Source organism: Solimonas flava DSM 18980, assembly GCF_000426685.1.
GTDB lineage: Bacteria > Pseudomonadota > Gammaproteobacteria > Nevskiales > Nevskiaceae > Solimonas > Solimonas flava.
The window spans coordinates 1-18,179 of record NZ_AUFV01000018.1 but is presented as its reverse complement, the minus strand read 5'-3'; the positions used below and the strand labels follow the sequence as shown (position 1 = coordinate 18,179).

The 18,179-nt window shown below is 71.0% G+C and carries 18 protein-coding genes; 6 read left to right on the top strand and 12 right to left on the bottom strand.

The features are described 5' to 3' along the window. Positions 1-35: 35 nt before the first annotated feature. On the top strand, positions 36-680 hold the full coding sequence (maiA, locus tag K343_RS0116830; RefSeq protein ID WP_043113035.1) for a maleylacetoacetate isomerase: 645 nt from the start codon (positions 36-38) through the stop codon (positions 678-680). Positions 681-837: 157 nt separating this feature from the next. Here the strand turns inward: maiA and K343_RS0116825 are convergent, their stop codons facing one another. The 3 genes from K343_RS0116825 to K343_RS0116815 are packed head-to-tail and all read right to left on the bottom strand — an operon-like array spanning position 838 to position 3,243. Then, a complete protein-coding gene (locus K343_RS0116825; protein WP_020650624.1) occupies positions 838-1,380 on the bottom strand; it encodes an acyl-CoA thioesterase in 543 nt (180 codons plus the stop codon). 8 nt (positions 1,381-1,388) lie between these two features. Then, entirely contained in the window at positions 1,389-1,736 is a 348-nt protein-coding gene (locus K343_RS0116820; RefSeq protein ID WP_020650623.1) for a carboxymuconolactone decarboxylase family protein, read from the bottom strand. A 37-nt stretch (positions 1,737-1,773) separates the two neighbouring features. Beyond that, on the bottom strand, positions 1,774-3,243 hold the full coding sequence (locus K343_RS0116815) for a WS/DGAT/MGAT family O-acyltransferase (RefSeq protein ID WP_028009055.1): 1,470 nt from the start codon (positions 3,241-3,243) through the stop codon (positions 1,774-1,776). Between the two features lie 138 nt (positions 3,244-3,381). On the opposite strand from K343_RS0116815, the gene K343_RS0116810 reads away from it, so the two are divergent. Continuing rightward, positions 3,382-4,140 carry a hypothetical protein gene (locus K343_RS0116810; protein ID WP_154662630.1) on the top strand — a complete coding sequence of 253 codons (759 nt, stop codon included), beginning with the start codon at positions 3,382-3,384 and terminating at the stop codon, positions 4,138-4,140. Here the strand turns inward: K343_RS0116810 and K343_RS22665 are convergent. After that, the gene (locus K343_RS22665; RefSeq protein WP_051278635.1) at positions 4,083-5,042 is read right to left on the bottom strand and encodes a bile acid:sodium symporter; all 960 of its coding nucleotides are present in this window, start codon (positions 5,040-5,042) and stop codon (positions 4,083-4,085) included. The genes K343_RS0116810 and K343_RS22665 overlap by 58 nt on opposite strands. Positions 5,043-5,173: 131 nt before the next feature. On the opposite strand from K343_RS22665, the gene K343_RS0116800 reads away from it, so the two are divergent. After that, complete coding sequence (locus K343_RS0116800) at positions 5,174-5,971, top strand: SDR family NAD(P)-dependent oxidoreductase (protein WP_028009053.1); 798 nt, start codon at positions 5,174-5,176, stop codon at positions 5,969-5,971. A gap of 124 nt (positions 5,972-6,095) precedes the next feature. On the opposite strand, the gene K343_RS0116795 is transcribed toward K343_RS0116800, so the two are convergent. From K343_RS0116795 to K343_RS24870, 4 genes are all read right to left on the bottom strand, one after another. Further along, complete coding sequence (locus K343_RS0116795; RefSeq protein WP_028009052.1) at positions 6,096-6,908, bottom strand: phytanoyl-CoA dioxygenase family protein; 813 nt, start codon at positions 6,906-6,908, stop codon at positions 6,096-6,098. A 19-nt stretch (positions 6,909-6,927) separates the two neighbouring features. After that, entirely contained in the window at positions 6,928-9,390 is a 2,463-nt protein-coding gene (locus K343_RS0116790; protein ID WP_028009051.1) for a TonB-dependent receptor, read from the bottom strand. Positions 9,391-9,575: 185 nt separating this feature from the next. After that, positions 9,576-11,288: a neutral/alkaline non-lysosomal ceramidase N-terminal domain-containing protein gene (locus K343_RS0116785; RefSeq protein ID WP_028009050.1), complete on the bottom strand. Its 1,713-nt coding sequence runs from the start codon at positions 11,286-11,288 to the stop codon at positions 9,576-9,578. A 232-nt stretch (positions 11,289-11,520) separates the two neighbouring features. Further along, a complete protein-coding gene (locus K343_RS24870; protein ID WP_028009049.1) occupies positions 11,521-11,784 on the bottom strand; it encodes a hypothetical protein in 264 nt (87 codons plus the stop codon). A gap of 106 nt (positions 11,785-11,890) precedes the next feature. On the opposite strand from K343_RS24870, the gene K343_RS0116775 reads away from it, so the two are divergent. Beyond that, on the top strand, positions 11,891-12,922 hold the full coding sequence (locus K343_RS0116775; RefSeq protein ID WP_245585224.1) for a right-handed parallel beta-helix repeat-containing protein: 1,032 nt from the start codon (positions 11,891-11,893) through the stop codon (positions 12,920-12,922). Positions 12,923-12,951: 29 nt separating this feature from the next. Here the strand turns inward: K343_RS0116775 and arfB are convergent, their stop codons facing one another. Beyond that, positions 12,952-13,365: an alternative ribosome rescue aminoacyl-tRNA hydrolase ArfB gene (gene arfB / locus K343_RS0116770; protein WP_028009047.1), complete on the bottom strand. Its 414-nt coding sequence runs from the start codon at positions 13,363-13,365 to the stop codon at positions 12,952-12,954. Between the two features lie 149 nt (positions 13,366-13,514). Here arfB and K343_RS0116765 point away from each other — a divergent pair, with 149 nt between their 5' ends. Next, complete coding sequence (locus tag K343_RS0116765) at positions 13,515-14,759, top strand: patatin-like phospholipase family protein (RefSeq protein WP_028009046.1); 1,245 nt, start codon at positions 13,515-13,517, stop codon at positions 14,757-14,759. Between the two features lies 1 nt (position 14,760). Here K343_RS0116765 and K343_RS0116760 read toward each other — a convergent pair whose 3' ends face one another. From K343_RS0116760 to K343_RS0116750, 3 genes are all read right to left on the bottom strand, one after another. Then, the gene (locus tag K343_RS0116760) at positions 14,761-15,387 is read right to left on the bottom strand and encodes a cytochrome c oxidase assembly factor Coa1 family protein (RefSeq protein ID WP_028009045.1); all 627 of its coding nucleotides are present in this window, start codon (positions 15,385-15,387) and stop codon (positions 14,761-14,763) included. Positions 15,388-15,465: 78 nt separating this feature from the next. Further along, complete coding sequence (yjgA, locus tag K343_RS22660) at positions 15,466-16,059, bottom strand: ribosome biogenesis factor YjgA (RefSeq protein ID WP_051278634.1); 594 nt, start codon at positions 16,057-16,059, stop codon at positions 15,466-15,468. Further along, positions 16,059-16,610 (bottom strand): DUF1415 domain-containing protein, encoded by a 552-nt coding sequence (locus tag K343_RS0116750; RefSeq protein ID WP_028009044.1) that lies wholly within the window; start codon positions 16,608-16,610, stop codon positions 16,059-16,061. Before K343_RS0116750 ends, yjgA begins: the two co-directional genes overlap by 1 nt. Before the next feature lie 122 nt (positions 16,611-16,732). Between K343_RS0116750 and K343_RS0116745 the strand changes: the two genes are divergently transcribed. Next, positions 16,733-18,034, top strand: coding sequence for an acetamidase/formamidase family protein (locus tag K343_RS0116745; protein WP_028009043.1), 1,302 nt, complete (start codon positions 16,733-16,735; stop codon positions 18,032-18,034). Positions 18,035-18,179 lie beyond the last annotated feature (145 nt).

The window sequence follows — 18,179 nt, the reverse complement described above, 5'->3', positions numbered from 1 at the left end:
AAGCTGGCGCGCCCGCCACTGACCGGATCGGCCCGATGCTGACCCTCTACTCGTACTGGCGCTCGTCGGCGAGCTACCGCGTGCGCATCGCCCTCAATCTCAAGGGCCTCGACTACCGCATCGTGCCGATTCATCTGCTGCGCGCCGGCGGCGAGCAGAACGCGCCGGCCTATCGCGCGCTGAATCCGCAGGGCCGCGTGCCGCTGCTGGTCGACGGCGAGCTGCGCTGCGCGCAGTCGCTGGCGATCATCGACTACCTCGATGCGCGCTACCCGGCGCCGCGCCTGATCCCGGCCGAGCCCTTGCAGCGCGCGCCGGTGCTGGCCTTCGCGCAGGCGATCGTTGCCGACATCCAGCCGCTGCAGAACACCGGCACGCTGAACTATCTGCGCGACACGCTCGGCCTCGACGACGCCGGGCGCGGCGCCTGGCTGCGCCACTTCATCGACCGCGTGCTGAGCCGGCTCGAAGCCGAGGCCGCCGCGCGGCCGCGCACGCCGTTCCTGTTCGGCGACGCGCCGACGCTCGCCGACTGCGTGCTGGTGCCGCAGCTGTATGCGGCGGCGCGCTTCGGCTGCGATCCGGCGCGCTACCCGGCGCTGGCCCGCGTCGCCGCGCACTGTGAGACGCTGCCGGCGTTTCAGCGCGCGCATCCGGCGCAGCAGCCGGACGCCGAATAGCGCGCCGCCGCTGCGTTCCGGGGAAGCTCCGAAAAAATCCGTCGTGTCGCGTCGCGCAGCAGCGGTCCGGTTGCGCCGTTGAAGTCGCACGCCGCCGGATTGCTTCGTCGCCGGCGGCGCCTCGCAATGACGGCGTCTGGACCGGATCGAATCGTCCTTAGCGCTCGGTATCGGGCAGCGCGCGCGCCGGGCGCTGGCCGCGCAGCTTCTTCAGCGCTTCGGCGTGCTGCAGGCGCATTTCGCGGCGCAGCTGCGCTTCCTCGTAGCGGTAGTGCTCGGTGTCGGTCTCGGGCCGCAGCGGCGGCACCGGGCGCGGCTTGCCGCTGCTGTCGAGCGCGACGAAGGTCAGGTATGCGGACAGGATGTGGCGGCGGTTGTTGCCGTCGTAGCTCTGCGCCTCGACTTTCACGCCGACTTCCATCGAGGTATGCCAGGCGCGGTTCACCGAGGCGTTGAACAGCAGCACGTCGCCGCGCCCGGCCGGGGCGATGAAGTGCACGGCGTCGACGCTGGCGGTGACGCAGACGCCGCCGGCGTGACGGTCGGCGACGACCGCCGCGAAGCGGTCCATCTGCGCCATGATCAGGCCGCCGAACACCGTGTCGTTCGAGTTCAGGTCGTTCGGAAACACCATGTAGACCTGCTCGCGCACGGCCGAGTACGAGACGCTGCGCGCCGGCAGCAAGGAGGTTTCGCTCATCGGTGTGCTCACGCGCCCGGCGCGGCGTCGTCGCCGTAGAGCTTCATCGCCATGGCGCCGTGCGTCGCCGCGGCGCCGGCGCGCAGCGCGGCGGCGATGAACGAGGTTTCGGCCAGTTCGGTCGCGGTGGCGCCGGCGCGCTTGGCGGCGCGCGTGTGCACCTCGATGCAGTACGGGCACTGCGTGGTCAGCGCCACGGCGATCGCCATCAGCTCGCGGTATTTCTGCGGGATCGCGCCGTCGCTGCGGCCGACGATCCGGTCGAGGCCGAGCCAGGCGTCGTGTTCGACGGGGGCCAGTTCGCGCATGCGGCGCAGCTGGGCGAGATCGCCCGGATCGTGATAGTGACTGCTCATCGGTGAGAAAGCTCCGGCTAGGGAAGATGCGAAAAGCTCAGGGCCGTGTCCGCGGCGGCGCGCGGCGGTGCGGACGGCGCGTTGCCGGTTCCGCTGCGCCGGCGGCAACGCCGGCCTCGTCCGTCGCCGCCGCCGGCACCGCCGCCGGCGTGTCTTCGAGTTCGGCGAGCCCCTCCTCGAAGTAGTCGAGCAGGCGCTGCACGCGCGGCAGTGTACGCCGGCAGGCGATGACGCCGAACTCGACGCGGTCGACGTAGCTGGTCAGCGTGATGTTCAGCGCCAGGCCGTCGGTGACGACCGACACCGGATACATGCCGTCGAGCGGCGCGCCGCTCCAGTACAGCGGGCGCTTCGGGCCGGGCACGTTGGAAATGATGACGTTGAACGACTGCCAGCGCGGCGCCAGCCCGGTCGCGATGTTGAGCCCGGCCGGCGCCATCACCGCGGCGACGTAGTTCAGCATCGCCGTCGCGCCCATGCGCGCGTAGCGGCGCTTGGCGTCGAGCACCGAGCCCTGGATGGTCGTCAGCCGCGCCAGCGGATCGGCGAGATGCGTGCCGAGATTGGCGAGGATCAGGGCGATGCGGTTGCCTTCCTCGGATTCGTCGCGGCGCAGCGACAGCGGCACCATCGCGATCAGCGGCCGTGCCGGCAGCGCGTCGAGTTCGAGCAGGTAGCGGCGCAGCGCCGAGGCGCACATCGCCAGCACGATGTCGTTGACCGTGGCGTGATGGCGGCGTACGACGGCGCGGATGCGCGCCAGCGGGTACGACTGCGCGGCGAAGCGGCGCGAGCCGCTGATGCGCTGGTTGAGGATGCTGCGCGGCGCCTGGAACGCGGATACGTGATCGGGGTTGTCGCGCGCTTCGCGAATCGAGCGGATCAGCTCGCGCGCCACCGCCGGCAGGCTCGACGCCTGCTCGCGTACGCTGGCGAGCAGCTGCGCGGTATTCGACAGCGCGCCCGGCGGATACGGCGCGCCGTCGCGGCCGGCGCGGCGCTGCATGGTCCACGGCGGAATCGCCTCGACCTGCGCGTCCTCGCTCATCGAGCGGCGCAGCAGGCGCATCGCCGCGACGCCGTCGACCATCGCGTGGTGGACCTTGGCGTAGATCGCGAAGCGGCCGTCCTCGAGGCCGCTGATGATGTAGAACTCCCACAGCGGGCGGGCGCGATCGAGATGCGCGGCATGCAGCTGCGAGACCAGCGCCAGCAGCTCGCGGATGCGGCCGGGCGCCGGCAGCGCCAGATAGCGGAAATGCGCTTCGAGGTCGAAGTCGCTGTCCTCGGTCCAGAACCAGCTGCCGAGGCGGCGCACCAGACGCTGGTTGAACGGCGGCTGCGCGACGACTGCCTGGCGCAGGCGCTCGACCTGCGTGGCGATCCACTCCGGGCCCTGGCCCGGCGGCAGCTTCAGCAGCTCCAGTCCGCCGACGTGCATCGGCTGCGTGCGACGCTCCAGCCACAGGAACATCTGATCGACCGGGCTCAGCGGCTTCAGGTACATCGTGCCTCCGGGGGCAGGCGCGTGACGTCGCGGCCACTGTAAGCGCTGGGCCCCGCGAACGCTATCGGCGTCGCGACGGCTTGCGACGACGGCGCCGGGCGGGCGACCATCGCCGCTCGATCACGGGGAGCGGGTGCGATGCGGCGGATGGCGGGCTGGGCGCTGATGATGCTGGCGGCGACGCTGCCGTCGTGGCCGGCGCGCGCCGCCGAGGACGCGGTGCGCCGCTTCTACGGCTACGCCTACGACATGGACAGCGGCCGCTACGCGTATACCGAGGTGCATGCGCAGCGCATCGTCGACGGCCGCTGGCGCAGCGGCCGCATCGACTACTACGCGCCGGACGGCCGCAAGCTCGGCGACAAGCGCATCGAGTTCGGCGCCGACCCGTACGTGGCGCGCTATCGCATGGAAATGGCCGGCGGCTACGGCTCGGCGATCGCCGAGGACGGCGGCGTCATCGTCGCGTCGCGGACCGAGAACGGCCGCACCGAGAGCGGCCGCATCGACAAGCCGGCGACGACCTGTGCCGACGCCGGCTTCCACGTCTATCTGCGCGATCATTTCGACGCGCTGCTCGGCGGTCAGACGCTGCGCTTCAACCTGGTCGCCGCCGCGCGGCTGCAGCGCTACCGCTTCCGCGCCAGCAAGGTCGCCGACACGCAGTTCGACGGCCGGCCGGCGGTGGTGATCCGCTTCGAGCCGGATTCGCTGCTGCGTCTGTTCGCCGGACCGGTCGAGATGGTCTACGAGCCGCGCGAGCGCGAGCTGGTCGAATTCCGCGGGCCGTCGAACGTCGTCGACCCCGGTACCGGCAAGCCGTACGCGGTGCGCGTGATCTATCCGGCGCGGCCGCCGGCCGACGCGCCGGCCGCGCTGCCGCCGCTCGGCGCCTGAGCCGCGGCCGGCGCCCGCCGCGCCCATCCCAGCGTCAGCGCGCCGCACGCCAGCAGGCGCCAGACGCCCCACCAGGCGACCAGCGCCGCCATCGCGCCGTTGCCGCCGAAGAAGCTGAACACCAGCAACAGCGACAGGCCGGCATTGCTGATGCCGGCCGACAGAGTGATCGCGCGCCGTTCCGGCGCCGGCAGGCGCAGCGCCGCGGCGAGCAGCCAGCTGCCGAGCAGCACGGCGCCGTGAAAGCCGCCGACCAGCGGCGTCAGCGTCAGCACCAGGGTCTGCAGCGAGCGGGCGTTGGCCTGCACGGCGCCGAGCAGGAATACGCCGAGCATGAGGCCCAGCGCCAGCTTCAGCGGACCGCGCAGGCGCGTGGCCAGACGCGGACGCCAGCGCTGCAGCGCGAGGCCGGCGCCGAGCGGCAGCAGCAGATAGACGAGCGCCGTGCGCACCACCATCGCGGTGTCGAGTTCGAGGCCGGTGGCGGCGCCGTCGAGCCCGGCCAGCGCGCGCGTCAGCGTGAACAGCAGCGGCGTCAGCAGCGCGGTCGCCAGCGTCGAGACGGTGGTCGCCGTGACCGCGACCGCGGCGTGACCGCGCGCGAACAGGCTCAGGAACGCCGCTGCGCTGCCGCCCGGACAGCAGGCGATCAGCAACAGGCCGAGCGCCGGCGCGCTCGGCAGGCGCAGCAGCACGATCGCCAGCAGCGCGAGCGCCGGCACCAGCAGCCATTGCGCGGCGAGCGCCGCCAGCACCGCGCGCGGATGCTCGCCGACGCGGCGCAGGCCGCCGAGATCGAGATGCAGGCTGACGACGAACATCATCAGCGCCTGCGCGATGTTCATCAGCCGCAGCTGCGCCGGACTGAACAGCACGACGGCCTGATCGAGCGCTTCGAACATCAGGCGCGCCCGGCCGTCATCGCCGCGTCAGCGACGGCGGCGAAGCTGGGAGCGAATTTCCCAGTGTCGCGGCGTCGCGCCTCGACTACCCTTCGCATCCGGCGTCTCCGCTTCGAGTCCAAGGAAGAACCATGCTTCGCTATACCCTGATCACCGGCGCCAGCAGCGGCATCGGTCTGGCGCTGGCCGAGGCCTTCGCCGCGCGCGGCGACGCGCTGCTGCTGGTCGCCCGCCGCGCCGACGCGCTGGCCCGCGTCGCCGAGGATCTGCAGCGCCGCTACGACGCCGTGGTCGAGTCGCGGGCCTGCGACCTCGCCGACGCCGCGCAGCTCGACGCTTTCTGCGAGGAACTCGCCGGCGGCGTCTACGAGATCGGCACGCTGGTCAACAACGCCGGCTTCGCGACCAGCGGCGCCTTCGTCGACAACGACTGGGACGACGAGCGCGAGCTGATCCGCGTCAACGTCACCGCGCTCGCGCAGCTGTGCCACGTCGTCGGCCGGCGCATGGCGGCGGCCGGCCACGGCCAGATCCTCAACGTCTCGTCGATCTCGGGGATGATGCCCGGCCCGTGGATGGCCAACTACGCCGCCGCCAAGGCCTATGTGCTGAACCTGTCCGAAGGCCTGCGCGAGGAGCTGGCGCCGCGCGGCGTGAAGGTGTCGGTGCTGTGCCCGGGTACGACGCGCAGCCCGTTCTTCGAGCGCGCCGGCATCGACCTCGCCAAGCTCGAGAAGGAAGCGCTGGTGATGACGCCGGAAGCGGTCGCGAAGATCACCGTCGCCGCGCTCGAGCGCGACGTCGCGATCATCGTGCCGCGCTGGTACAACAAGCTGCTGGCGATCAGCCCGCGCCTCGGGCCGCGCTGGCTGCTGCGCAAGGTCGTCGGCTCGCTCTACAAGGGTGTCGCCAGGCCGGCGGCGAACTAGCCGTCCTGCGCCGGCGCCCGCCGCAGGCACGGCCGGCGCGCACCGGCCGGCGCGACCACGCCGCTGCGGGGCGCCGCCCATCAGCCGCGCCGGTGCGGCGCGTGCCGCAGCCCGATCGTCGCGTTCACTTGTTGGTGATGCCGGCGAAGCGCTGATACAGCGGCGTCGGACTCTTGTCGGTCTTCGGCGCGTACGGGCCGGAAATCACCGGAATGTAGATGACGCGGCGGCGGCTGGCCTCGCCGCTGACCGTCGACTGCGCGACGCGATGCCAGAGGCGGCCGTCGTGCACGGTGAGGTCGCCGGCCTTCGGCACGATCGCGATCTCGTCCGGATCGGTGTCGTGGTCGAGGAAGTAGCGCTTGCGGAACAGCATCTTCCACAGCCCCTGCCGGTGCGTGCCCGGCAGCAGGCGCAGGCCGCCGTGCTCGGGCCCGAGATTCGACAGGTGCACGCCGACGTTCAGCAGCGGGTTCAGGCGCGTGCCGAGGAAGATGTCGCGCAGGCCGTCGGTGTGCCAGCCGAGGCGGCTGTATGCGCTGCCCGGCGCGTGCACGTAATGGTTCAGCACCATGCCGTCCTTCTCGTGATGGCCGATGCGGGTGTCCGCCGAGCCGATCAGCGGGAACAGCACCTTGAAGCGCGGATCGTCGAGGAAGCGCGCCAGCTCCGGGTGATGCAGATTGGCGAACGCGAAGCGCTGCACGAGCGGGCTGCCGTCGAGATCCTTGCCGTACTTGATCGGCACGCCGTTGACCTTGTCGACGCCGTCGGCGACCCAGCGCCGCTGCACCTCGGTGGAGGCGTCGATCAGCGCCTGCACGCGGGCGGCGTCGATGAAGTTGCGGAAGTGCAGGAAGCCGAAGGTCTCGAAATGCTCGATCTGCTCGCGCGTCAGCTCGTCGCCGAGTACGAAGGTCTGGTAGGGCGGGTTCATGGCAGCCTCCGGAAAGGCATCAGCGGAAATTCAGGCGCAGCGTCACGCCGTAGGTACGCGGATCGGCGGCGGTGGCGCCGTAGTCGCCGACACCATACAGCGCGTAGACGGCGGCGAGATAGTCCTCGTCGAACACGTTGCGGACCCAGGCCGAGACGTCCCAGACCTGTGCGGCGTCGCGCACGCCGAGGCGCAGGTTGGTCAGATCGTAGCTGTGGATGTAGCTGCCCTTGCCGTGCTCGACGGTGGCCCAGTAGCCACTGCGGAACGAGTAGTCGACGCCGCCGTAGCCTTCGAGCGGGCCGATCGGCCGGCTGTATTCGAGGCCGGCGGTCGCCGTCCAGCGCGGCGCGTTGTAGAGATCCTTGCCGCTGAGGTCCTTGGTGTTCTGGCCGGTGTCCTCGTTCGGCGCGTCCGGGAAGTCCTCGGAGATGGCCTGGTTGTAGGCGACGCCGGCGCGTGCCGCGAGCCCGCGCGCGAGCAGGGCCTGGGCTTCGAGCTCGGCGCCGCGCAGGCGCACCTTGCCGACGTTCAGCAGATTGATCTGGCGCGGGTTGGGAATCAGCGTCTGCTCCTCGTCGAAAGTCAGCGCCTGGTAGTCGCGCACGTCGGTCTGGTAGAGCGCCAGCGAAACCTGCGCGCGGCGGCCGAGCATGGCTTTGGTGCCGATCTCGTACGAGGTCGCCTCTTCCGGTTCGAAGGTCGGCTGCACCGAGTCGCCGGTGACGCCGAGATTGATGCCGCCGCTCTTGTAGCCGCGCGCCGCCGAGGCGTAGGCGAGCAGGTTCGGCGTCCAGCGGTAGCTGAGCGCGAGCTGGCCGGACCAGTTGCCCTCGTCGTAGCGCGTCGTGCGCTGGTATTCGCCGCCGGCGACCGCGTCGAGCAGACCGTCGACCGTCAGATCGTCGAGGCCGAGCGCCTGGAAGATCGGGCTGACCAGCGACAGCACCGTGCAGTTCGGGCAGCCGCCGCTGCGGTGGCGCTCGACGGCGGCGTCCTTCCACTCGTGCGTGTAGCGCAAGCCGGTGGTGAGGTCGAGCTTGTCGGTGAGATGCCAGTCGACCGAGCCGAACGTCGCGGCGCTGTCGGAGACCTGGTGCGCCTTGGTGCGGATCGTCATGCCGTCGAGCGTCGCCGGCGGCACCGCCAGATACAGCACCGGGCCGAAGTTCGATTCGGTGGCGAACGGCAGCAGGTTCTCGCGGATCAGGCCGCCGAAAGTCCAGCCGACCATGTCGCGGCCGAGGATGTTGCGCTCGAAGGAATTGATGCGCTGGCGCAGGTAGTAGAGGCCGAACACCGAATCGAAGAGATCGGTCTTCGAGCTCAGGCGCAGCTCCTCGCTGAACTGGTGCTGGGCGTTGCTGGTGCCGGTCTCGGGCACCAGCTTGAGCGAGGTCGCATCGTCGCTGTACGGCGTGAACCACCAGTCGCGGTAGGCGGTGATGCTGGTCAGGCGGTGGCGCTCGCCGAGGTCCCAGTTGAACTCGGCGGATACCGCGCTCTGCTCGACGAGGCTGTCGGTGCGCGTGTCGGTGTCGGTCTTGCGCTGGTACGGATCGATCGGCGCGCGCGTGTACTCCATGAACTCGTCGCGGGCACGGACCTTGTCGCGGTAGATCACCAGCGGGTACACGCAGCAGTTCTCGTGGGCGTGCGCGTATTCGGCGATGAAGCGGCCGCTGACTGATGCGGCCGGCGTCCACAGCAGCTGGCCGCGCAGGCCGTACTTGTTGCGGTTGTTGAGATCCTTGCCGTCGTAGAGGTTCTCGATGGTGCCGTCGCGGCCGGTGTAGTAGCCGGTCAGGCGGCCGGCGAGCGTCTCGTCGCCGAAGATCTCGCCGGTGACGGTGCCGCGCAGCTGGCGCAGATCGTAGTTGCCGTAGGTGCCTTCGAGCGTCGAGTCGTAGGCGTGCTGCGGCGCCTTGGTGACGACGCTGACGGCGCCGGCCGTGGTGTTCTTGCCGAACAGCGTGCCCTGCGGACCGCGCAGCACCTCGACGCGGTCGAGATCGACGAGGTCGAACATCGACAGGCCCTGGCGGCCGAGATAGACGCCGTCGAGGAACAGGCCGACGCTGCTTTCCATGCCGTCGTTCTGCGAGGTCGAGCCGAGGCCGCGGATCGTGTACTGCGTCAGGCGCGCGCTCGCCGACATCACCACCAGCGCCGGCACGCGTTCCTGGATGTCGGTCGGCAGCGTCAGGCCGGCTTCGCCGAGCGCGCCGCCGTCGAGCACCGACATCGAGATCGGTACGTCGAGCGCGCGTTCCTCGCGCCGCCGCGCGGTGACGACCACGGTTTGCAGCTGCACGTCGTCGTCGGCAGCGGGGTCCGTGGCCGGCAGCGGCGCGGCGGCCTGCGGCAGCGGGATCGTCGGCAGCGGCCCGTCGGCCTCGTCCGCCGCCTGCGCGGCGGTGAGCGTCGGCCATGGCAACAGAACGAGCAGGCAGACGCCCGCCCTCTGGCGAAAACTCTTCATTCCCCGATTCCCTTTCGTTCGCTGTGTGCCACTGCCGGTCGCTGGCGAGCCAGTGGCCGGCACGCGGCGCGCGGGTGGTGTGGACCGGCGCCGTTCAGGCCGAAGCATGACGCAGGCCGCCGGCGCTGGCCAGAAGCCACCCGCATTTGTTTCATGCATATGCCGGCGCGGGGGCGCGCCGCGTGTCAGCTGCCGACGGTGCGCAGCGCCAGCGTCGCCGCCGAGAAGGTCTGCTCCGGGGTGTCCGCCGGCCGGCGCTCGGCCGGCGCGCGCGCGAACTCGCGCAGCAGCCGGCGATACTCGGTGCGGAAGGCGTCGTGCGTGCGGCTGCCGAAGGTGGTGTGGCCGCCCTCGTACTGCTGGGCCTGGTATTCGTGCCAGGTCGTGCAGTAGCCGAAATAGGAATTCGCGTACGACGAGACCACGACGTCGGTGACGCCGAGCGGCGCCAGCAGTTCGCGGCCCAGCGCGCGCAGCTGGCGTCCGGCTTCGGTCGTGATCTCGCCGGGAAAGCCGATCAGCGCCAGCGGCCCGAGCCGCCAGACCTGCAGCGGCAGCACGCTCGGCACCCACGGTTTTTCGTCGAGCGCGCCGCTTTCCTCCTGGCGGCGCAGCTCGGCGACCATCTTGTCGAGAAAGCCGGGCAGGCGGCGCAGGCGCGTGATGCCGACGACCTTGCCGAGCGCGGTTTCGGCGACGATCAGCTTCGGCGCCTGCGCGCGGTACTTGGCCTCGACCGCGGCGAGCGCGGCGCCGCCGGCCTGGCGTGCGGCGCGCAGCTCGCGCCAGCGCGCCAGCCGCGCGAACTGGCCGAGCAGCGCGACCACCGGCGCCGGCGCGCCGGGGCCGTCGACCGGCGAGCCGGCGAAGAACGCCAGGCCGTGGCACGGCGCCGAGGTGCGCTCGCCGCGCACGCCGCCGGCGAAATCGGCATCGACCTCGACGTCGGCGAAGTCGCGGCGCGCCAGCAGCGCGTCGGTCGTGCCGGGCGCGAGCGGCGCCGCCGTCTGCAGCTCGGCGAGGATGCGCTGCGCCTGCTCGCACTGCAGGCGGCCGTTGAACTGGGCGCTCTCGACATCGTCCGCGTAGCGGCCGTGCGGCCAGCCCTTGTCCGGGCTTTGCGCGTTCGGCGACACGTCGCCGGCGAACTGCTGCGCGAAGATCGCGATCGCGCCGTGGCCGAGCTCGGCTTCGAGGTAGTCGGCCGCGTAGCCCTTGTTGTCGTAGGAGACGAAGCGGTTCTTGTTGCTGATGCTGGTCGGATGCACGCCGAACCAGTTGATCTGCCCGATCGGCCGGCCGTCCGGCGTCTGCGCCGACAGCAGCCACATCGTGCGCTCGATCGCCCGATGCGCATCGCGCGCGGCCTGCGCGGCGACGCCGGGGTTGCGGTTGTAGGCGACGATCGAGCGGTTGAAGGCGACGTCGGCGTCGTCCGGAAAATCGCCGTGGCCGAACTTCAGCAGCGCCGGCTGGCGCCGCAGCCAGGCGTCTTCGAGCGCCCCGGCGAGGCTGGCGACGATGCCCTCGAAGACCTGCGGCCGGAAGCCCGGGATCGAGATGTTGTAGAACGGAAAATGCGAGTAGCCGCCGGGTGCCGAGTGCGTGTGCTGCGAGCACAGCAGCAGGCGCTCGTCGCGGAACACGCCGGGATAGCTCGCGCCGAGCCGTTCGAGCAGCGCGCGCTTGAGCTCCGGGAACACCATGCAGATCTCGGCCTGCGCGAAGAACAGCGGCGCGCCGTCGCGGCCGATGAAGCAGAACGCGCGGCTGTAGAGCGGCGTCGAGCGGGCGCGGATCACGTGCTCGGCGCGGCCGTAGCCCATCATGCCGAAGCCTTCGCCCTCGAACACGATCTCGCGCTTGCCGGCGCCGGCCTGCCAGTGGTCTGCTTCCATGCCGCCCCTCTCCTTGGTTCGCGCGCAGCATCGCCAAGCGCGCCGGCAGCGGCAAGCGAGAAATCCGCCCCACGCGCCACTTGCGCGCGGCCGCGAGCCGTCACGATCCTGTCGACGCCCGACGCCCGACGCCCGACGCCCGACGCCCGACGCCCGACGCCCGACGCCCGACGCCCGACGCGGCGCTCGGTCGGGCCGCTTCGTCGCGGCCCTGTGCGCCCCTGCGCGGCGCTCAGCGCCGGTCGGGCTTCGGGAAGTGCTGCGGGTCGTCGTCGTCGGGGCGCGTCGGCGGCGGCAGCAGCGGCGCGTCCGGGTCGTTCAGCGCGCGCCGCGCGAGCGCCAGCGACTCGAATTCGTCGGCGACCGCCTCGGCCGTTTCACCGCGCCGGCGCCGGCGCAGGGCCTCGGCCTGATGGCCCGGCCCGAGCGTCCAGCCCAGGCGTTCCTCGATCGCCTTCAGGAAGCGTTCATCGTCGTCTGCGGAGCGTATCGGCATCGCTGTACTCCGTTGCGGTCGCGGCGCAGAATCCGCGCCCTCGCCGGAGCGCGGCCCACGCCGCGGATGGACCGGCGACGACTGTAACGCGGATTTGCCTGAATCCATGACTTCGATGATGCGATGCACCCTGCGCGGCCTGGCCGCGCTGTCGCTGCTGGCCGGCGCGCTCGTGACTGTGCCGGCGCACGCCGGCTGCGACGCGCGGCCGCGGCCCGGCGACGATCTGCAGCAGGCGCTCGATGCGCTGCCGGCCGACGGCGCCGCCAAAACGGTGTGCCTGGCGGCCGGCGAGTATCGCCTGCACGGTCTGGTCGCGATCCGCCGCGACGGCGTCACCCTGCGCGGCGCCGGCCCGCGCACGGTGCTGCGCATGCAGGACGGCGTTGCCCAGCCGCTGCTCGTCGTCGGCGAGCCGGCCGAGGAAGTGCCCTCGCGCGCGATCCGCGACGTGACGATCGAGCAGATGCGCCTGATCGGCGCGCCGGCGCCGCAGGAGTTCATGCCCGAGCATCCGTACCTCAGCAACAGCGGCGTCGTCGTGCGCCGCGGCGAGCGCGTCACGCTGCGCCGCCTGGAGCTGGACGCCTGCCGCAGCGCCTGCATCCTCACCGAGCGCGACACGCGCGACGTCACCATCGAGGACAGCCGCGTGATCGGCGCGGTCTGGGACGGCGTCTCGTTCAACCGCACCGCCGGCGTGAAGATGATCGGCAACGAAGTGCGCGGCAACGTCGCCGCCGGCATCACCGCCGAACATCTGGAAGACAGCGAGATCCGCGACAACACCATTGCCGCCAACGGCTCGCATGGCATCTATCTGTCGGATTCGCTGCGCAATCGCTTCGAAGGCAACCGCTTCGAGCGCAACCGTCACGCCGGCGTGTTCCTGACCTGTGCGGTGCGCTTTCGCGATCCGGGGCCGGTGCTGTGCTGGGACAACAGCATGAGCCAGGCCAACGTCTTCGAGGACAACCGCTTCGAGCGCAACCAGTACGGCTATGATGTCGGCGCCGACCGCGCCGCCAACTGCGCGCTGCCGCAGTGGCAGCCGAACCTCTGGCGTGGCAACCGCAGCGACGCGCCGAACCGCGATCCGCAGCCCGCCCAGCTCGGCCGCTGCACGCGCGCCGCGTAGCGTGCCGGCGCGGCGCGGAAAGCGCCGCCTTAGTCTTTGACGCGGGTGCGCAGCGCCTTGACGCGGCCGCGCCGGGTCTTGTCGTCGGTGCGCTGCCGTTTCGCCGCGCGGCTCGGCTTCGTCGCCCGGCGCACGCGCGGCACGACCGCGGCGGCGGCGAGCAGTTCGCGCAGCCGTTCGAGCGCGGCCGCGCGGTTCTGGTCCTGGCGGCGGAACTGCTGGGCCTTGATGACGACCACGCCGTCCTCGGTCAGGCGCCGGTCGCGGCGCGCCAGCAGGCGCTCCTTGACGGCTTCCGGCAGCGACGAGGCATGCACGTCGAAACGCAGCTGCACCGCGCTTTCCGTTTTGTTGACGTGCTGGCCGCCGGCGCCCTGCGAGCGCATCGCGGCGAACTCGATTTCGGCGAGCGGAACGGCAAGCGTGGGCGTGATGGTCAGCATGGGGGCGGTTCTCGTCGCGCGATGATGGCCGAAGACGCTGTCGCGGCGCGAGCTGGCATCGGATTTGCCGTGGATTACCGGCGGCGTCCGGCCGCGCCGCGGAGCCCGCCGATGACTGTCTCGTCCTGCATCGCCGAAGGGTGGACGGCATGAGCGCGAACCCGATGCCGCCGCCGGGCATGACCGGCCTGGTGCTGACCGCCGGCGGCGCGCGCGGCGCCTACCAGGCCGGCGTCATCAAGCGCATCAGCGAGATTCCGGCGCTGCGCGACGGTCCGTCGCCGTTCCGCATCATCGCCGGCGCCTCGGCCGGCGCGATCAACGGCGCCGGGCTGGCGGCGTCGGCCTCCAGCTTCGCCGAAGGCGCGGCGCTGCTCGCCCGGCTGTGGTCGCAGCTGACGTTCAAGGACGTGTTCCGCACCGATGCGCGCGCGCTGGCGCGCACCGGCGGCAAGCTCGCGCTCGACATGGCGCTCGGCGGCCTGATCGGCGCCGGCCGCGTCGACGCACTGGTCGACGCCGCGCCGCTGCGCCGCTTCCTCGGCGGGCATCTGCGCTTCGAGGGCATCGCCGAGGCGATCGCCAGGGGCCATCTCCACGCCGTCGCCATCACCGCCACCGGCTACCACTCCGGCAAGGCCTTCACCTTCATCCAGGGCCAGCCCGGCCATGCCGTCTGGAACAAAAGCCGGCGCGTCGCGCTGCCGGCGACGCTGACGCTCGACCACGTGCTCGCCTCGTCGTCGATCCCGCTGGTGTTTCCGCCGGTCGCGCTCGCCGCCGCCGGTTCGACCGCGTACTTCGGCGATGGCGCGCTGCGCCTGACGACGCCGATGTCACCGGCGATCCGCCTCGGCGCCGATCGCGTGTTCGCGATCGGCGTGCGCTGCCAGGAGGCCGCCGACAGCCTGCTGCGCTCGGAGCTGTCCGCCGATCCGGATCTGGTCGCCAGGCTGCAGCGCCCGCCGCTGTCGCAGATCTGCGGCGTGTTCCTCAACGCCATCTTCCTCGACCATCTCGATGCCGACGTCGACCACCTGCGCCGCATGAACGAGCTGGTCACCGCGTTCCACAATGCCGCGCACACGCACGAAGCGGTACAGAACAGCGTCAGCGAGCCGATGCGCATCGTCGAGCCGCTGATCGTCTCGCCGTCGGCCGATCTGGCGATCATCGCCAAGACCCTCGCGCACCGCATGCCGCGCGCGATCCGCTATGTGATGGATGGCCTCGGCACGCCCGACGCGCAGAGCGCGGACCTGACCAGCTACCTGCTGTTCGACAAGGCGTTCACCAGCGAGCTGATCCAGCTCGGCTACCGCGACGCGGCGCAGCGGATCGACGAGATCGAAGCGTTCCTGGTCGGGGCAAGGAGCCAGGCACAGAGCGCCTGAGCTAAATGCCCGGTCCGTCGTCCGCGACCACCGAAATGCGTTTGCCGAGGCTCGGCACCTCGACCACGATCCGTTTCATGTCCCACCGGCCGACGTGCCGCGCGGCGTATACGTAAGCCGTGCCCTCGGCCTGGGGGCCGTGCACCGAATACTGCAGCGCTGCCGTGCCATCGGGGCCGTCGGTCGAAATGCGTCCCGTCACGAGCAGGCCGGCTTCGACCGGGCTGCCGAGCGCCGCGATCACTTCCGGGTCTGAGCGGATCGCCGCGAAACTGTCGCGGAACGCGTCGTTGCGTCGTAATGCCGACAGCGGGAAGGCGATACACGAAGGGATAACGACCAGCGCCACCAGCAGGCCTGCCCAGGCCCACTTCCGCTGCGCGGACTTGAACTCGGCCACGCTTTGCCAGCGGCGGTTCCGCCAGGCCCATTCGTTGCCCTTGGCGCCGAGGACGAACGGCATCACGAAGTTCACGAACGGGACGAACATCAGCAGCGCGATGAACGTGCCGTTGCCGATGCCCCAGATCCAGTTGAGCAGGAACGCGCCCCAGTTCCAGCCGCGTATTTCGGTGGGAACGGCCGCGGCTTTGCCCTCGCCGGAGGTGTTGCCCGCTGGCTGATCCATCTGCGCACCCTTTTGTCGACTCTCATGTGCCGGGCTCGGCGGCTCGGCGCAGGTTCGCATGATACGTTTGGCGACGCCTTATTCGACGCGATTTTCGTCCGCGTCCGCCGCCGCCTTCGTTTTCCGCAGCGCCTCGCGCACCAGCACCAGCAGTTCCTTTGCAAACCGCGCGTTCGCCTTCGGCGGCGGCGTGTCCGGGTGCTCGGCGGCGTGCTTCGCGGCGGCTTCGGCGAGCTGTGCCTGCTCGCGGCGCGCGTTGCGGATCAGCGTGCGCAGCGGCTGCACCTCGATGCCCGGATGGGCGGCGATCCATTCGGTGACGGCGGCGTCGTCCGCGAGCAGGCGCTCGCGCCAGCGCTCGGCGTTCTGCTGCACGCGCTCGCGGCCGCGCCAGTAGCTGGCGATGCCGTCGCGCAGCTGCTGCACGTCGGCGACGCGCAGCAGCTTGCCGACATACTGGCCGTGGCGGCGGCGGGCCTCGTGCGAGCGGATCGTGCGCAGGGTGCGCAGCGCTTCCAGCAGGCGCTCGTCGGCGACGATGCGCGCCATCACGTCGTCCGGCAGTTCGAGCAGCGCGTTGCCGACGTCCTGCAGCTCGTGCGCCTCGCGCTTGAGCTGCGACTTGCTCGGGCCGTCGAACTCGAACTCCAGCGGCGGCGGACGCTTGGCCATCAGCGCGCTCCGCGGGCGAGGTAGGCGAACAGGCGCGTGCGCGTGGCGTCGTCCATCTCGCGCAGCTTGCGGATGTTGGCGTCGGGGATGCCGTCGACGTCCGGATGGCTGGCGATCGCCGCCTCGACGCTGTCCTCGCGCAGCAGGTGCAGCAGCGGGTAGGGCGCGCGGTTCGTCAGGTTCTCCGCGTCGTCCGGCAGCGTGCCCTCGAACTGGTAGTCCGGATGGAAGCTGGCGACCTGATAGAGCCCGCTCCATTCGAACTGGTCGAGCAGGCCGTCGACCTGATCGAAGAAATCGTTGTACTCGGCGAAGTCGGCGAGCATGTGCGGCACCGCGATCAGCGTCGTCTCGATCTCGGCGGTCGGCGTGTCATCGAGCTTGGCCAGCTCCAGCTGCAGCTCGGCGAGCAGGTCCAGCTCCTCGCGCGACTCGCTGACGACCACGCGCACGCGGCCGGCGCGGGCCGGACGGGCGGCGAAAGGACAGAGGTTGAGGCCGATGACGATGTCATCGAGCCACTGGCGAACTTCGGCTTCGATCGGGTGCACGGCTGCGGTACGGCGGTTACGGGCGCGTAGCGTAATGGCTTTGCCCGGCGCGTGCCCGGGGCGCGTTGCCGCAGCCGCCCGGCGCGGGCAAGCTCGGGGCTCCATCCGTTCGGGAATCCGCCATGCGCCTGCATGCCCTGCTGCTGTGCCTGCTGCCGCTGCCCGCCGTCGCCGCCGCGACGGACTGGCTCGTCGTCAGCGACTACTGGGGCAACCCCGTCTACCAGCCGCTGCATCTGGAAGAGCAGGACGGCAAGCTGGCCGGCATCTTCGACGGCGACCCGCTGAGCGGCGAGCGCCACGGCCGCACGCTGCGCTACCACGTCACCGATGCGCACGGCGCCCGCTACACCTTCGAGGCCAGACTGCAGGGCGATACGTTCAGCGGCAGTGCCGAGGTGCCCGACCCGAACGACGCGCAGCGCCGCGTCACGCACCGCTTCACCGCGCGCCGCCTGCCGGAGCGGCCGGCCGGCCCGCCGCGAACGATCGACTACGCGCCGACGAGCTGGTCCAACGAGTTCTCGCCGCATCGCGCGCCGGCGCTGACGCTGTGGCCGGGCGACACCATCCGCACCAAGACCATCGACTCCGGCGGCGTCGACGAGCGCGGCGTCACCGTCGCGCTGTTCGGCAATCCGCAGACCGGGCCGTTCTATATCGCCGGTGCCGCGCCGGGCGACACGCTGGCGGTGACGATCCGGCGCCTGCAGCTCAACCGCGACTACGCCGACAGCCTCGACATGATCGTCGGCCGCGCGCAGAGCGTGCGCCTTGCCGGCCGCACCGCCGAACTCGGCAAGCCGGTCCGCTGGACGCTCGACCGCGAGCGCGGGGTCGGCTATCCGCAAAAGGCCGACGGCAAGCTGAAGCACTTCGAAGTGCCGCTGAGGCCGATGCTCGGCGGACTCGCCGTCGCGCCCGGCTTCGGCTCCGCGCCGATCTCGACCGGCGATACCGGCAGCTTCGGCGGCAACATGGACTTCAACGAGATCGTCGAAGGCAACACCGTCTACCTGCCGGTGCAGCAGCCCGGCGCGCTGCTCTACGTCGGCGACGCGCACGCGCTGCAGGGCGACGGCGAAACGACGCAATACGCGCTGGAGACGTCGATGGACGTCGAGCTGACGGTCGACCTCATCAGGGGCAAACCGATCCCGATGCCGCGCGTCGAATCGCCGACGCAGATCATGACGCTCGGCCAGGCCGGCTCGCTCGACGAAGCGCTGCGTCAGGCCACCGCCGGCCTCGTGCTATGGCTGCAGCAGGATTACGGCCTGAGCCTGTCCGAAAGCGCGCAGCTGCTCGGCACCTCCGTGCAGTACAGCGTGCCGAATCTGGCGGGGCGCAGCGTGGGCGTGGCGGCGAAGATCGACAAGGCGCGGCTGGCGACGCTCGAGCGCGCCACCGCGCCGGCATCGTGACGAGTGCGCGCTTTCTTCGTAGACCGGAATAGCGCAGCGTATTCCAACGCCGGATTTCTGTGTCGAGGCCGTTGAAGAAGCCATCGCCAGGCACGGGTGCCCGGAGATTTTCAACACCGACCAGGGCAGTCAATTCACCAGCTTC

What these genes read in the sequence shown, in the direction of transcription:
- K343_RS0116800 (WP_028009053.1), top strand. Translation starts at nt 5,174, where the DNA reads ATGCTTCGCTATACCCTGATCACCGGCGCCAGCAGCGGCATCGGTCTG.
- K343_RS0116775 (WP_245585224.1), top strand. Translation starts at nt 11,891, where the DNA reads ATGACTTCGATGATGCGATGCACCCTGCGCGGCCTGGCCGCGCTGTCG.
- K343_RS0116815 (WP_028009055.1), bottom strand. Translation starts at nt 3,243, where the DNA reads ATGTACCTGAAGCCGCTGAGCCCGGTCGATCAGATGTTCCTGTGGCTG.
- K343_RS0116825 (WP_020650624.1), bottom strand. Translation starts at nt 1,380, where the DNA reads ATGAGCGAAACCTCCTTGCTGCCGGCGCGCAGCGTCTCGTACTCGGCC.
- K343_RS0116785 (WP_028009050.1), bottom strand. Translation starts at nt 11,288, where the DNA reads ATGGAAGCAGACCACTGGCAGGCCGGCGCCGGCAAGCGCGAGATCGTG.
- arfB (WP_028009047.1), bottom strand. Translation starts at nt 13,365, where the DNA reads ATGCTGACCATCACGCCCACGCTTGCCGTTCCGCTCGCCGAAATCGAG.
- K343_RS22665 (WP_051278635.1), bottom strand. Translation starts at nt 5,042, where the DNA reads ATGTTCGAAGCGCTCGATCAGGCCGTCGTGCTGTTCAGTCCGGCGCAG.
- K343_RS24870 (WP_028009049.1), bottom strand. Translation starts at nt 11,784, where the DNA reads ATGCCGATACGCTCCGCAGACGACGATGAACGCTTCCTGAAGGCGATC.
- K343_RS0116795 (WP_028009052.1), bottom strand. Translation starts at nt 6,908, where the DNA reads ATGAACCCGCCCTACCAGACCTTCGTACTCGGCGACGAGCTGACGCGC.
- maiA (WP_043113035.1), top strand. Translation starts at nt 36, where the DNA reads ATGCTGACCCTCTACTCGTACTGGCGCTCGTCGGCGAGCTACCGCGTG.
- K343_RS0116765 (WP_028009046.1), top strand. Translation starts at nt 13,515, where the DNA reads ATGAGCGCGAACCCGATGCCGCCGCCGGGCATGACCGGCCTGGTGCTG.
- K343_RS0116810 (WP_154662630.1), top strand. Translation starts at nt 3,382, where the DNA reads ATGCGGCGGATGGCGGGCTGGGCGCTGATGATGCTGGCGGCGACGCTG.
- K343_RS0116790 (WP_028009051.1), bottom strand. Translation starts at nt 9,390, where the DNA reads ATGAAGAGTTTTCGCCAGAGGGCGGGCGTCTGCCTGCTCGTTCTGTTG.
- yjgA (WP_051278634.1), bottom strand. Translation starts at nt 16,059, where the DNA reads ATGGCCAAGCGTCCGCCGCCGCTGGAGTTCGAGTTCGACGGCCCGAGC.
- K343_RS0116760 (WP_028009045.1), bottom strand. Translation starts at nt 15,387, where the DNA reads ATGGATCAGCCAGCGGGCAACACCTCCGGCGAGGGCAAAGCCGCGGCC.
- K343_RS0116820 (WP_020650623.1), bottom strand. Translation starts at nt 1,736, where the DNA reads ATGAGCAGTCACTATCACGATCCGGGCGATCTCGCCCAGCTGCGCCGC.
- K343_RS0116745 (WP_028009043.1), top strand. Translation starts at nt 16,733, where the DNA reads ATGCGCCTGCATGCCCTGCTGCTGTGCCTGCTGCCGCTGCCCGCCGTC.